This window comes from Marinitoga sp. 1197, assembly GCF_001021165.1.
Classification (GTDB): domain Bacteria; phylum Thermotogota; class Thermotogae; order Petrotogales; family Petrotogaceae; genus Marinitoga.
On the sequence record NZ_AZAY01000023.1, the window covers coordinates 97,061 to 111,444 of the forward strand.

At 27.4% G+C, this 14,384-nt stretch carries 13 protein-coding genes and 1 riboswitch; of the genes, 3 read left to right on the forward strand and 10 right to left on the reverse strand.

The genetic code is table 11. The annotated features are described in order from the left end of the window. Positions 1 to 59: 59 nt before the first annotated feature. Positions 60 to 188, reverse strand: a riboswitch (FMN riboswitch). A 43-nt stretch (positions 189 to 231) separates the two neighbouring features. The 7 genes from X275_RS06875 to X275_RS06905 form a co-directional block, all read right to left on the reverse strand. Beyond that, entirely contained in the window at positions 232 to 2,463 is a 2,232-nt protein-coding gene (locus X275_RS06875; RefSeq protein ID WP_047265288.1) for a glycoside hydrolase family 65 protein, read from the reverse strand. Then, entirely contained in the window at positions 2,460 to 3,119 is a 660-nt protein-coding gene (locus X275_RS06880) for an HAD family hydrolase (RefSeq protein WP_047265289.1), read from the reverse strand. The genes X275_RS06875 and X275_RS06880 overlap by 4 nt, the downstream gene beginning before the upstream one ends. A 10-nt stretch (positions 3,120 to 3,129) precedes the next feature. Further along, positions 3,130 to 4,017 carry a carbohydrate ABC transporter permease gene (locus X275_RS06885; RefSeq protein ID WP_047265290.1) on the reverse strand — a complete coding sequence of 296 codons (888 nt, stop codon included), beginning with the start codon at positions 4,015 to 4,017 and terminating at the stop codon, positions 3,130 to 3,132. A 9-nt stretch (positions 4,018 to 4,026) separates the two neighbouring features. Continuing rightward, complete coding sequence (locus X275_RS06890) at positions 4,027 to 5,184, reverse strand: carbohydrate ABC transporter permease (RefSeq protein WP_052913141.1); 1,158 nt, start codon at positions 5,182 to 5,184, stop codon at positions 4,027 to 4,029. Positions 5,185 to 5,233: 49 nt separating this feature from the next. Beyond that, the gene (locus X275_RS06895) at positions 5,234 to 6,448 is read right to left on the reverse strand and encodes an ABC transporter substrate-binding protein (protein ID WP_047265291.1); all 1,215 of its coding nucleotides are present in this window, start codon (positions 6,446 to 6,448) and stop codon (positions 5,234 to 5,236) included. A gap of 56 nt (positions 6,449 to 6,504) precedes the next feature. Then, on the reverse strand, positions 6,505 to 7,473 hold the full coding sequence (locus X275_RS06900; RefSeq protein ID WP_047265292.1) for a LacI family DNA-binding transcriptional regulator: 969 nt from the start codon (positions 7,471 to 7,473) through the stop codon (positions 6,505 to 6,507). A 176-nt stretch (positions 7,474 to 7,649) separates the two neighbouring features. Then, positions 7,650 to 8,315: a hypothetical protein gene (locus X275_RS06905; RefSeq protein ID WP_047268135.1), complete on the reverse strand. Its 666-nt coding sequence runs from the start codon at positions 8,313 to 8,315 to the stop codon at positions 7,650 to 7,652. Positions 8,316 to 8,474: 159 nt separating this feature from the next. On the opposite strand from X275_RS06905, the gene X275_RS06910 reads away from it, so the two are divergent. Beyond that, positions 8,475 to 9,614: an MFS transporter gene (locus tag X275_RS06910; RefSeq protein WP_047268136.1), complete on the forward strand. Its 1,140-nt coding sequence runs from the start codon at positions 8,475 to 8,477 to the stop codon at positions 9,612 to 9,614. A 53-nt stretch (positions 9,615 to 9,667) separates the two neighbouring features. Continuing rightward, complete coding sequence (locus tag X275_RS06915; protein ID WP_047268137.1) at positions 9,668 to 10,324, forward strand: hypothetical protein; 657 nt, start codon at positions 9,668 to 9,670, stop codon at positions 10,322 to 10,324. A gap of 57 nt (positions 10,325 to 10,381) precedes the next feature. Here the strand turns inward: X275_RS06915 and X275_RS06920 are convergent, their stop codons facing one another. From X275_RS06920 to X275_RS06930, 3 genes are all read right to left on the reverse strand, one after another. After that, positions 10,382 to 11,536, reverse strand: coding sequence for a hypothetical protein (locus X275_RS06920; RefSeq protein ID WP_047268138.1), 1,155 nt, complete (start codon positions 11,534 to 11,536; stop codon positions 10,382 to 10,384). Positions 11,537 to 11,699: 163 nt separating this feature from the next. Next, positions 11,700 to 12,824 carry a tRNA guanosine(34) transglycosylase Tgt gene (tgt, locus tag X275_RS06925; protein WP_047268139.1) on the reverse strand — a complete coding sequence of 375 codons (1,125 nt, stop codon included), beginning with the start codon at positions 12,822 to 12,824 and terminating at the stop codon, positions 11,700 to 11,702. Then, positions 12,817 to 13,440, reverse strand: a complete 624-nt coding sequence (locus tag X275_RS06930) for a cyclodeaminase/cyclohydrolase family protein (RefSeq protein WP_047268140.1) — start codon at positions 13,438 to 13,440, stop codon at positions 12,817 to 12,819. The genes tgt and X275_RS06930 overlap by 8 nt, the downstream gene beginning before the upstream one ends. A 124-nt stretch (positions 13,441 to 13,564) precedes the next feature. Between X275_RS06930 and X275_RS06935 the strand changes: the two genes are divergently transcribed. Beyond that, entirely contained in the window at positions 13,565 to 14,377 is an 813-nt protein-coding gene (locus tag X275_RS06935) for a purine-nucleoside phosphorylase (RefSeq protein WP_047268141.1), read from the forward strand. The last annotated feature ends 7 nt before the right edge of the window (positions 14,378 to 14,384 follow it).

Below are 14,384 nucleotides of genomic sequence, written 5' to 3' on the forward strand. Positions count from 1 at the left end.
GCATATATATCAATAGAGATATCACTGTAATATACAAATAATAAATCTAAGTATATGCCTTTGTTCTCCTCCCATCCAGACTTTAACTGTCGGCTCTGGAATTTCACCAGATCAACCTTAATAGCATTTATTAAGGCTCGCGGGCTTTCACCGCCGGTCGGGAATTTCACCCTGCCCCGGAGAATATTCACTTCTTATGGATTATATCATATAATTATGAAAAAAACAACCTCATGTGAGGTTGTTTAATGTTGCAGTAAGGGAGGGCAGTTCTTTTATATCAAATGAATTTTGGGTGATTTTAATATTTAATAATTTGTTTTTATAAATAATGTTAAATTCTAGACTTTTCCAATGTTCAGGTATCCAGGGATTAAAAGTAATTTGTTCCTTATTATCAATATACATTCCACCAAACCCATAAATTATAGATTGCCAGGTTCCACCAGCGCTTGCAGCATGTAATCCAAAGGCTGTATTTCCTTGATTATTTTCCAAATCGACTAAAGCTGTTCTCATAAAATATTCATAGGCTTTAGAGTGATTACCTATTGCCAATCCCATTATTGCATACATACTGGGGCTTAAAGAGGATTTATGCATGGTTCTTTTTTCATAATATTCAAAATTTACCTTTTTTGTTTCAAAATCAAAATCTTCTGGTAACAAATGCATTAGCATTAGAACATCAGCTTGCTTAATTAACTGGTATTTATTTAAATTAGATAAATCGATACCTTCAGGCCATTCTGGCATATTTTTCTCATTGTATTTACTAATTGTGAAATCTTCAAGTTTAAAATAATTTTCGAATTGTTCAATTAAGTGAGAAGATTTATTCCATGGAATATATAATTTTTCAGCTACATCTTTCCATATTCTTAACTCACTGTTTGTCAAATTTATTTTTTTTATTATTTTTAAATAATTTTCTGGAAATTTTTGTTTTAGTATATTTAAATATTCAAAAGCTTTTTCTATATTCCATTTAGCCAAATAATTCGTGTAAAAATTATTATTAACATGTTCGTGAAATTCATCTGGCCCAATAACATTATTAATTTCATATCTATCTTTTTCATTATTATATTCAGCTCTTGAAGCCCAAAATCTTGCTGTCTCAAAAAAAATTTCTGCACCATAATTTACAAAAAATTCCCAATCATCAGTAGCTCTAAGATATTCTCTTATTGCGTAAGCAATGTCAGCTGTTATATGATATTCTATATCACCAGTCCATATTCGCACTTTGTTCCCATAATAATCCTCACCCCATTTTGGAGTCTCTTCCTGTCCGTTATCAGCAGATTCCCATGGATATTGGGCACCTCTATATCCATTTTTCAAGGCATTTTCTCTTGCTTTATCAAGAGTGTGATATCTATACATTAAAAATGATTTGGCTGCTTTTGGATATTCATATATATAAAATGGGAGCATGTATATTTCAGTGTCCCAAAAAACATGACCTTTATACCCTTCACCGTGCAATCCTTTAGCTCCAATACTAACCAATTCATCTTCAGGATTTGCGAGAGAAAGTAACGAAAAAATATTGTATCGTAAGGATTTATCAGCCTTTTCATCACCAACAATTTTTATATCAGCAATTTTCCATAATTCTTTAAATTTTTCATAATGATTTTTAAGTAGATTTTCAAAACCAATTTTTTTTGCTTTATTAATTTCTTTAATATTTTTATTAAATAAATCATTATGTCTTTTGGAGTCCAAAATGCTTGTATAAATGTTTATAGTATGACTTTCACCAACTTTTAAGTCAATATCAATAGATTGAGAAATAAAGTCGATGAAATTTCTTGAAGTTTTTGTAAAAGTGCTTTTTGTTTCTATGGTTGATAATATTCCAATTTTATTTTTTTCGTCTTTTGTCCATGCTTCTACATATATATAATCCTCTGATAAGATATGATTGTTTAGATAGTAGTGCTTCACGCGGTCTTTAGGGTGTTTTGTTGAATTATAAGTTCTACCATCGATAAATGTTTCTATTGTTATTCTGTCGCTAAAATTTTCTGAAGTTATAGTATAAGTCATTAAAGCTAAATTTTTTTTATCCATACTTAAAAATCTGTAACCTTCAATTTTCATTATTCTTCCTTTTTTATCTTTTAATCTCATTTTTTTGTATAAAATTCCTTGTTTCATATCCAGTATCCTTTTAAATTCTAATATATTGCACTCAAATGGATTTAAATATTCATATTTTATATAAAGTCTTAATCCCCAGAAATAAGGGAAATTAACTAATTCCTTGACAGATGCTTCTGATTTATCAAAAATACCTGCAACATAAGTTCCAGGAGTTTCATTATAAAATAGATCTTCGTAAGTGCCTCTAACACCCAAGTAACCATTAGACAGTGTAAAAATAGTTTCTTTTACAGGAGAAATTTCAAAAATATTTTCTTCAAGTAGCCATTTTTTTTCAGATAAAATCATATTTTTGCCTCCTGTAATAAAATATTTAGTTTTTCAATATTTAATTCATTTAATGATTTTACAACTAGATTTGCATGTGACAATTCTATTTCATTCCCATGTCGGGCTATTCCAATAGTAACCATTCCAGCATTTATTCCAGCATTTATTCCTTCAATAGCATCTTCAATTACTATGCAATTTTGAAATTTAGTATTTAATCTTTTAGAAGCTATTAAAAAAATTTCCGGATCAGGTTTTCCGTGTTTAAAATCATATCCTGTTATAACATCATCAAATAAATTATAAATATTTAATGACTGTAAAATTTTTTTTGTATTTTTACTTGAAGAGGCAACGGCGATTTTTATAGAATTTTTCTTTAATAAGTTTATTAAATATAAAGCATCATCAAATATTTTTGGCGGATGATTTTCAATGAGATTTAAAAAATATTTTTGTTTTTCTTCGGCCATACTATTTAAAACTTCATCATTTTCATTTGATGCAATTGATGCTATACCTTTTATTCTCGGTTTTCCATCGACCTTTTCTTTGTAAATATTAAAGTTGAATTCATATCCATGATTTTTAAACATTTTTTCCCATGCTTTGTAATGTAAAGGAACTGTATCTGTAATTACACCATCCATATCAAAGATAACAGCTTCTAACATATTATTCCTCCTAACCTTTTATTGCAGCTGCTTTTCCTGATTCTACAAATTGATTTTGGAAAGATAAAAAGATAATTATCATAGGTATTGTCATTAAAATAGATGCTGCCATCATATATTGCCAAAAAGTATAATAAGATGTTTTGAAAAAGTTTAATCCCATAGTTAATGTATACATCGTTTTATCAGAGGTAATTATTAGTGGCCACATAAAATCGTTCCAGGCGCCTAAAAAAGTATAAATTGCAAGTGCAGTCATAGCAGGTTTGGCATTTGGCAATACTATAGTAAAAAATGTTTTAATAATTCCTGCTCCATCAATTCTTGCAGCTTCTTCTAATTCTCTTGGAAAATTTAAAAAAAATTGCCTCATTAAAAATAATCCAAATACACCTGTTAATTTAGGTAATATTAAACCTGTATAGGTGTTTACCAGGCCAAATTTAACCATTAAATTATATTGAGGAATCATTACAACCTGAAAGGGCACCATCATTGTTGCCAGAAATAAAGAAAACCAGAAATTTTTTAGTGGAAATTTTAAACGCGCAAAAGCATATCCTCCAAGAGTATCTAAAATTAAGTGACCAAATGTCAAAGCAACAGCGTAAAAAATAGTATTTAATATCCATCGACTATATAAAGGGACTACTTCAAAAATTTTTTTATAATTTTCAAATGTAGCATTAGTTCCGAATACTTGAGGCGGAATTTTAAAAAGATTTATTTTTGGAGGCCATTGCATAATATCAATACCAAATCTTTCACCGGTATCTGGATTTATTCCGTTTAAAGGGGTTATAGAAATTAAAAATGCCCAAAAAAAAGGAAATAAAGAAATTAAAGCGTATATTATTAATACAGTGTAGGAGATAATTTTTGCATATTTATAACTCATAATTTCACCTCAATATTCTTCTCGAATGAACTTTCTCTGTAAGAAAGTTATTGTTAAAATAATTGAAAATAATATTAATGCCAATGCAGAAGCATAACCCATATTTCCATATTCAAATGCATTTTTATAAATATAATAAGATATAGTTATATTTCTCATGTTTTTTATCAAAAAATAGATTTGATCAAAAACTTGCATCGTTCCAATTGTTCCCATTATCATTACAAATAATATTTGTGGGCGCAACATGGGAATAGTTATTTTCCAAAAAATTTTAGATGAGGAAGCGCCGTCAATTCTTGCGGCCTCATATATTGAGACAGGGATATCCTGTAAACCAGCTAAAAAAGTAATCATAAAATAACCTGCAGTGGTCCAGATATTCATAACCATAATAGCTGGTAATGCTGTATTTGGATTTTCCAACCATGCAATAGGCTGAAATCCGAATAAAGACAAAAATCTATTTAAAATTCCCGGACGCGAATATAACATCCAGAAAATCATTGATATCGCAGCTGAAGAAGTAATTGATGGTATGAAAAATGTTGCTTTGAAAAATTTTACACCTTTTATTTTAGAATTTGCTGCTACGGCTAAAACTATTGCTAATAATGTTTGAACTGGAACAACTATAATAGAATAAAAAAAAGCATTAAATAAAGATATTTTAAAATATTGGTCTTTGAACATACGTTTAAAATTTTCAAAACCCAAAAAATTTGGAATATATTTTTTAAACGAAGATGCACCTTTATCCAGATAAATAGACATGAATTGAGAAATTTTCATTTCTTTATTTAACTTACCAGAAATAAAGTCATTTAATAACTTATTAGTATTAAAATATTTTTTTATTATTTCTTCTTTTTTTTCATCCAAATTTATTCCAACGTCAGATTTTATATATGTCATCAAATCAAAATTATTTTTAATTTCATTAATATTTTTTATCTCATTTTGGAACATTCCTAAATGAAATTCTAAAGTTTCCTGGGGATTAAATAGAACTTCCAAATTTCTTGCATTTAATGGATTGTAATCAGTAAAGCTATAATAAAATGCTGCAAATATCGGATATATTGTAAAAATTATTATTGATAGAATAATAGGCGAAGCAAATAAATAACCGATTAAAGCTTCTTTTGTTTTCCATTGAACTTTCATAATAAATATCACCATCCTTTAAATTTAAAGGGGGATATCCCCCTTTAAATCATTGACCACTAATCCATTGAGGATAATTCTTTTTAATCTGATTTAGAGCCTCATCTAATGTTATTTTATTGTAGAATAAATCTTTTAATCTAGAATTAATTTGATCATTAGCAACAGAAAAAATCCCTGTAGGTGTTGGAACACTCCATGGATGAGCATATTCTGCACCTTTATAAAAAGGTATTTTCATAGGGTCTGTATCTTTAGAAGCTAAATCTTTTCTGGATGCAAGAACACCAGCTTTTTCAACAAAAATTTCTTGACCTCTTGTAACCAGAAATTTTAGTACTTCCCATGCTTCTTTTTTATGTTTTGATTCTTTATTTATAGACCATGAAACTGTATAAACCATAGTTGATTTTTTTATTAATGAAGGCATTTCAACAATACCCATTTTTTTATATACATCAGGGTAAGATCCCTTTAAGAATCCCAATGTCCATGGTCCCGACATTCCCATAGCAACTTTTTCTTTTCCCAATGCTTCTCCAATCCAACCTGCTCCAACAGCTTGTGGCTCAAAAGCAACACCGTACTTTGTTACAAGGTCAATATAAAACTTGATTCCAAATCTGGAAGAAGGTTCATTTAGAGTAGTATTTAAATTTTCGTCTACCAATCTACCATTAGCCCCTAAAATAAAAGGAATAACTCTGTTAAAATCTGCAGCTAAAACTAAAGGTGTTTTAAAACCTTTTCTTTTTAACTGTAAAGCTTTATCCAATAAATCAAACCATGTATCATTATTAGTAGGATATGATACCCCATATTTATCAAAAATTTCTTTGTTAAAGTATAGAGCTAAAGTTGAGAAATCTTTTGCAATACCATAAATTCTGTTATTGAATTTAAATGCATCAACTAATGTAGAGAAATAATCATTTAAATCAAACTTGTCTTTTTTTATATATAAGTCTAACGGTAATAAAACGTTTTTGGAAGCAAATTCTTGAAAAAAGTAAACATCAACATAAAAAATATCAGGAGCAGTTCCGGCAGATAAACGTGTCTTTAAAGTTTCCAAATAATTTCCAGGAATTGGTTCCCAAACTACCTGGATATTGCTATGTGTTGAATTGAATTCTTTAACCCCCGCCTTAATAGCTGCTTCTTCATCAGGATTTCCAGGCCATCCTGAAATTTTAATAGTTGTTACTGCAAATAACGATGATACAATGAAAAATACCAATAATAAAGATAATACCTTTTTCATGAAAAAACCTCCTTTTAAAGTAATGAAATCGATTACATTTTTTTATAAACTAAAGTTCATTTTAAGAACCTTAGTGTACTTTCCCTTTTTGATATTTCAACAGGAATAATAATACTTTTCACTTCTTTTCTTAAAGATAAATCATGAAGCATTTTTGCTGCGTTATATCCTACTTTATATATATTTTGATTAATAGAAGTAATTTTTAATATTTTTGATGATGGTAAGTCATCAAATCCGATTAAAGGTAAATAATATTTTTTTTCATTCATATAATCATATACACCATAAGCCATTAAATCAGAACCACAAAAGATACCATCAAAATTTTTAAAATTTGCTTTTTTTATTATTTCATAACCAGATTTTCTGCTGAAATCACCGTATATTATATCGATATTCACATCAAAGTCTTTTTTCGCTTTTAATACTCCGTTTAAACGTTGATAAGTTACGGCTGGCCCTAAGTTACCGCTAATGTATAAGATATTTTTGCATCCAACTTCTTTTAAATGTTTAATTCCTAAGTATCCACCTAATTCATTATCTGGATCAACAAAATGAAAATTATTTTTATTGTTGCGTCCTATTACAACGAAAGGAAATTTAATTGAATTAAAAAACTCAACTCTTTCATCATCATCTTCTAAATCTGTTATAAAAAAACCACCTACTAAATTGCTTCTAATTAATTTTTTATACTGATCAATACAATGTTTATCAGAATGAGAATCAACAATTAATTTTAAACTATTATGAAAAAAATACTCTAAAATACCATTTAAAAAAGGATTAGTATATGAATCATTTTTTGGCATTTCTGTTCTCAACATTAATATGCCAAATAAATTTGATGATCTTTTTCTTAATGATTTTGCACTGTAATCTGGTTCATAACCATATTTTTTTATAACTTTTAGTACCTTCATTTTTGTTTCTTCTCTAACTTTTTGAGAATTATTTATTACTCTTGAAACTGTTGCTACAGAAACTCCAGCCAAAGAAGCTATGTCTTTTATGTTCATATTATCACCTCGTATGTAATCGATTACATAAATATTATAACAAAAAAATAATAAAATCCAAATCACCATATTTTATATTTGTTGGTTATGACAAATAATTAAATTTTATTAGCAATAATTAATTAAAAAAATTTAAAAAAAACTAAAAAAAACACCCTTCAAGGGTGTTTTTTTAATTACTTTACAGGTGTGTTTTTAAATGCTTCTTCTAAAACTTTATTTAGATTTTCATAAAATTCTTTTCCCTGTTCTCCCAATTGTTCGATTAAGTAAGATTGCTGTTGTAATAATGAAAATGCGGTTTTTGGATTATATATTAACACAGAATGATATTCTATTCTTCCTGCTTTCATCACATAATATTTTGCAACAACTTCGGCGCCAGTTTGAATAGTTTTTGCAAAATTCGAACTAACATTTTTAAATACATTATTAGTTACAGATATTACCTTATTATTGTCTGTTCCTGTAGTTGTATTTTGTAATACACCCTGAGCTCTTTGTTGAAAATCAGTTACAACAGAATTTAAATATCTTGATAATTGTTCTCGTGCATCCTGTTCTGCTTGATTATACATGACTGATCCCATACCTGGGGCGCCTTCTGAAATCCCATCAAAATATAAAAGAAATCCTTCTTTTTTAAGTTGTTTTAATTCAGGTCCTTTACCGGCTTTTTTAAATTCAATAACGGCCTCTTTAGGAATTTCTGCAATTTTTACGCCATCAATATCAAGCGGTTTAAAAGGATATGTTAAAGTGTGATATAAAAAAATACCTCCAAGTAGTAAAGCTAATACTCCTAATCCCACTCCAGTCCATAATACAATGTTGTTATCCATAAAATCCCCTCCTTCAAAAATTTTATTTATTATGTTAATTGTTCACCATTAAATTATATCATAAATAATGTGAAATACAATTGAATTTATTGATTTTTTAAAAAAAATGATATATAATAATTCGTAAAGCTAAATAAATTCGAATTGTGAGGTGTTGATGTGGAAAAAAGTTTAAAAAGATATTTAATTTTTAATTCTATTCCGGCATTTTCCTTTATTATAATATTGATTTCACCCATGTTTGCTAATAAAATTGGATTAAATATATATGAAACTAGTTTAATATTTTCTATAGTGTATGGAGTTCAAGCCATATTAACTTTTATATTAGGGCATTATTTTGAGAAGAAATCTCCAAATTATGGATTAGCTTTTGGAAGACTATTATTTGCCTTTGGAAGTGCATTGTTATCTTTTGCATATAACCCCTATACATATTTAATAGCTCAGATTATAATAGGAAGTATAGATATTTTTTGGCCACTTGTGAGCATGTATGAAAGAGCTATTATTCCACCGGATAAAAGAAATACTTTTTATTTTTTGTTACCATTGATTTCAGAAAGTGTAAAAATAATTTTATTTATACCATTAATACTATTTATGAAACCAGATGAGACTTCTATAATATTTTATAAAAGTGTGTTTTTAACAGTGTCTATTTTAAATATAATATATGCGATAGCTATTTTGAAATTATTACCTTATGTTAAAAGCGGGAGTGATTTACACAAAGAACATGTTCATATACACAAACCAAATTTAAGAAAGTATATCACGGTTTTGTTAAATCAGATAATATTTTTTGCAAATTTTGGTTTTGGGAGTTATTTAATAATATCATATTATGTGAAAGAGAACCTGAATGGTGATGCAAAAATAATGTTAATATATGAAGTTGTTTTTTCAGTGACTGTTGTATCTTCGTTTATATGGAAAAAGTATATAAAGTATAATGTAGAAAATACGTTAATTTTTGGTACATTTATAATGTCTTTATTTTATTTGCTATTATTATTTAAAGGTTGGATGTTTTTTTATATATCACATGTTTTTTTGGGAATAGGATTTATATTATGGATTTCATCTAAAGAACCATTAAAACAGGAATATGCACCTATTAATTTTGGGAGATATGAGGGATTTTTCAATGGTATTCAGTTGTTTTCAAAAATATTTACGCCAATTCTTGCTGGTTATATAGCTTATAAATTTTCGTATGAAATTGTTTTTTTAATATCTTTTATTGTATTATTTTTAAATTCTATAATAACATATGTAGGATTAAAAGAAGCATAATGCTTCTTTTTTATTTTTTATAAAAAGAGTATAATAATAATGGAGGGGATAATATGAAAAAAATATTTTTTAATTTTTTTGTATTGTTTTTTGTTGTATTAACGTTTTCTCAAAATATAAGTTTTAAAAATTTTAATACATATTATATCGAACATAAGATAGGATGGAATTTTGATATTTCTTATGATGGATCAATTTTATATTATTTAGAATTTAAAAATGAAGAAATACAAACAGATATGACTTTTATTACAGAATATAAGGACGTATTGATTTCCGGAGAAAAAAAAGGATATATATATTATTTAAAAGTTGTTGCTAAGAATATTGATAGAAATATTTTAGGTGAAAGCAAAATAGCAACTTTAGTGGTTTTTGATAATGAAGAAGAACCATTAAGGATTATAGGTGCAAAGGTTGTTAAAACAGAAGAAAAAAAGTACATACACTTTGTTTTAAGAAATGTTTCGAGTAAAACTATTAGAGAATTTAAAATGCGTTATTGGGGTATTGATTATTCAGGAAAAGCAGTTAGAATTAATAGAAAAAGTTATTTAAAATATGAAGAAAAAAATATTGAAATAAAGCCTTTTGATTTTTATAATGTTGATATTGAAATTCAAGATGCAGAGTTACTTAGATTTGTTAAAGGAAAAATCTGGGAAATAATTTTTGATGATGATTCAGAATGGAAAAGAATAATAGAATAAACAAAAACAGTCTCTTGCTTTTTGCAAGAGACTGTTTTAAATAGGGTTTAAAATGGTTCATAATATGCGTAATAGATCAATATACTCTTTTTGTTTTTTCTTATACTCTTCGAATCTATTTATTTTAGAATGTTCGTCAAAATAATCAAAAATATTTTTTTCTAATATTGTAACATCATATTTAGACTTTAACTCCAAAAGTATTTTTTTAACTTTCGACTTAAAATCTTCGTACCCTATCATTTCATATAGGTATATCGAATATTTTTTCAAATCTTCAAATTCAAGTTTATTCTGCCCCTTAATCATCAACCACTCTAAAATAAATCTTTTTAAATTTTTTTCAACATAAAAAATAAAATTTTTACTTGGAACATATGGTGGTTCATGAATAATAGTAATATCCTTTTCCGGGCTATAATATGTTTTAAATATAGGATCTTTTGGCTTTATTCCAACATACTCATATCCATTTTCATATATTAATCGTGATGCTAATAATAATGCAAAATCTTCTCCACGAGGTATTTCTAAAGGGTAAAACATTTTTTGAGCAAATTCTTTTCGTATTATCATATTACCACCAAATCCAAATATAGCTTCTTTTAAATCATTAGTTTTAGATAATCTAATAATATCTTTATCCATAGATTCATTTTTTCTCCAACTTTTTAAAATATCTTTTCCTAAAATTCTTATTGTTCCATTTTTTTCATAGGGAGCAGTTATTAAATATTTATCAGGGTTTTTTGTCAAAATTTCTTTAGCTTTTATAATATAATTTTTTCTTAATAATTCATCATCATCTATTTGTATAATAATATCTTCATTATTCATAGTAGGGAATATAAAACCAAGATTCCTTATTTCAGAATATCCTTTTGTTGAAAAGAAATTTGAGTTGTATTTTTCTCTGTACTTTTTTATGTCTGTATTTGTATATAAATAATATTTAAATTTCAATTTTTTTAATATTTTTTCTGTTTTTTCTTTGATTTCATTATCGTGAGAAGTATTTTCATGTGCTGCTATTGAAAAAATATAAACATTTAATTCATCATTTTCATCTATATTTAAATTATTAATGCTTTTTATTGTTTTATACAATGTATTTTTTTGTTCAAATTCATTTAATGGTGTTGGATGATCAAAGTTATCTACAAGATTTTCATTTACTCTTATATAAGTATTTATAACGATAGCAAATTTCATATCTATCCTTCTTTCTATATAATTTTATATAAAAAAATTTCCCTACAAAAAGAGCGAAGAAATATAAATATGCAAATTTTTTATAATCAAATAATTTCTCAAATTTCAAAATTTAATAAACAAAAAAAACTTAATTACGAAACCCTTTAAGGGCTTCGTAATATTAATAAACATTATTTGGATTTGATAAAAATTCCTCTTTAAATTGTATAAACCTATCATCTTCTATGGCTTTTCTTACTTCTTTCACGAAATTAATTAAAAATCTTAAGTTATGTATACTCAATAAAATCTTTCCTAGTATTTCGTCCTTTCTAATTAAGTGATGAATATATCCTCGTGTGTGATTTTGGCAAGCATAACAATCACACTTATTATCAATTGGATCTGTTGAATATTTCCATTTTCCAGCTTTTAAGTTCACTTTTCCTTCCCAAGTCATTGCAGTTCCATGTCTTCCCATTCTTGTTGGCAATACACAATCAAACATATCCATACCATTTTCAACTGACATTAATATTATTAAAGGTGTTCCAATTCCCATTATATATCTCGGTTTATTTTCTGGTAATTTTGGACCAGAATGTTTTAAAATCCTTTCTGTTTCAGAATAGTGTTCTCCTACAGATAATCCTCCTAATGCGAATCCATCAAAATCCAAAGAGGTAATTTGTTTTATACTTTTCTCTCTTAAATCTTCATGGAATCCTCCTTGGACAATTCCAAATAATGCTTGATCTTTTTTTGTGTGAGCTTGAAATGAGCGTTTTGCCCATTCAAAAGTTCTATCAACAGATTCTTCAACATATTTTCTTTCTGCTCCTGCCTCAACACACTCATCAAATGCCATAGCAATATTTGAACCAATTGTCATTTGAATTTCCATTGAAAGTTCTGGTGTCATCATTATCTTTGAACCATCAAGTGGAGATCTGAATAAAACTCCTTTATCAGAAATTTTTCTGTCTTTTAAAGAAAAAACCTGAAATCCCCCACTATCAGTTAATATTGGTCTATCCCAATTCATGAAATTATGAAGGCCTCCAACATTTCTTAGAACATCTAATCCTGGCCTTAAAAATAAATGAAATGCATTTCCAAGAATAATTTCTGCTTCTATATCTTTTAAATCAGAATTCTTTAATGTTTTTACTGTTCCGTTAGTTCCTACTGGCATAAAAACTGGTGTTTCAATTATTCCGTTTTTTGTATATATTCTTCCTCTCCTAGCATTTGAATTTTTATCTTTATGCAATAGTTCATATTTTAAAGGGCTATCTTCAAACATTAAATATCCTCCTGTAATTATGATTTTTTTCTTCACTTAAATTTCTTATTTTACTTATTAAATTATCTGTTTCAACAATAAATTCTTTAATTTCTTCTTTAAAAGATTCTTTATAATCATTATCTTTTAAATAATTCAAATTATCTTTTACAAGTGTTAATCCGGATTGCATAGTAGCCCATGCATAATATCCAGTTATAATAGCATCCGATAATAAATTTTGATTTCCATATTTTGCAATATTATATGCATTGTTAAGTATTGTATAAGCGCATTTTGCAATATTATATGCAGTTTCTATACTATGTTTAGTTGCATTTGCTATGTCATCTTTATTTTTGCTTTTGACGGCATTTTTAAAATTTTGATATGCTTTTACATCGTCATCTGCTAATTCTAATAGCCTTTCTTTGCATATAAGGAAATTTTCTAATGCTTCTTCAATAATTTTTTCATAATCTTCTAAACCTTTTTTCTTAATGGAATATCTTGAAACCATTCCTCCAAGTGAAGAAGCTAAAGCACCACATACTGCAGCTAAAGCACCGCCTCCTGGAGTTGGAGTTTTGGAATCTAATTCATTTATAAATTCTATTATTTTTTTCTCTTTTATCATATTTTTCACCTCCTCGAAATCTTTTTCATGTATTAATTATATCAGATAATTTTTAAAATAGTAAATTTAAGATAATTTTGTGATAAAATCTAAGTAAAGAGAAATGTGCAAAGGAGGAATTTAAATGTATGCTAAAATTAAAGAGGCGGCAGAATATATTAATTCTAAAACGGATATTAAACCGTTATTAGGTCTTATTTTAGGGTCTGGTCTTGGATATATAGCGGATGAGATAGAAGATCCGATTGTTATTGATTACAAAAATATTCCATATTTTCCACGATCCACTGTTGTTGGACATGCCGGGCAAATGGTTATTGGTATGTTGGAAGGGAAACCAGTTGTTGCTTTAAAAGGGAGATTTCATGCATATGAGGGACATAGTTTAAAGAAATTAATATTTCCAATTTATGTTTTTAAAGAGTTGGGAGTAGATGGTTTGATTTTAACAAATGCAGCTGGTGGAGTAAATAGAACATTAAATCCAGGAGATATAGTAGCAAATATTGATTTTATTAACTTTGCGATGAAAAATCCATTAATTGGTCCAAATATTGAAGAATTTGGTCCGAGATTTCCTTCAATGGTATCACCAATAGATAAAAAATGGTTAAAGAAAATTAAGTATAAAGCGGAGGAAAAGAGGATAAAGATTGAAGAAGGTACGTATTGTTGGATGTTAGGGCCTTCGTATGAAACACCTGCGGAAATTAAAATGCTGGAAAAATTTGAAGGAGATTTAGTTGGTATGTCAACAATGCCAGAAATAATAGCCGCTAATCATTGCGGTATAAGAGCTGTAGCTTTTTCAGCAGTAACTAATATGGCTGCAGGTATATTGCCTCAGCCACTTAATCACAAAGAGGTTATGGAGGTTGCTGAAAGAATAAAACATAAATTTGCAAAAGTTGTAAAAATAGCGATAAAAACATTTTGAGGTGATA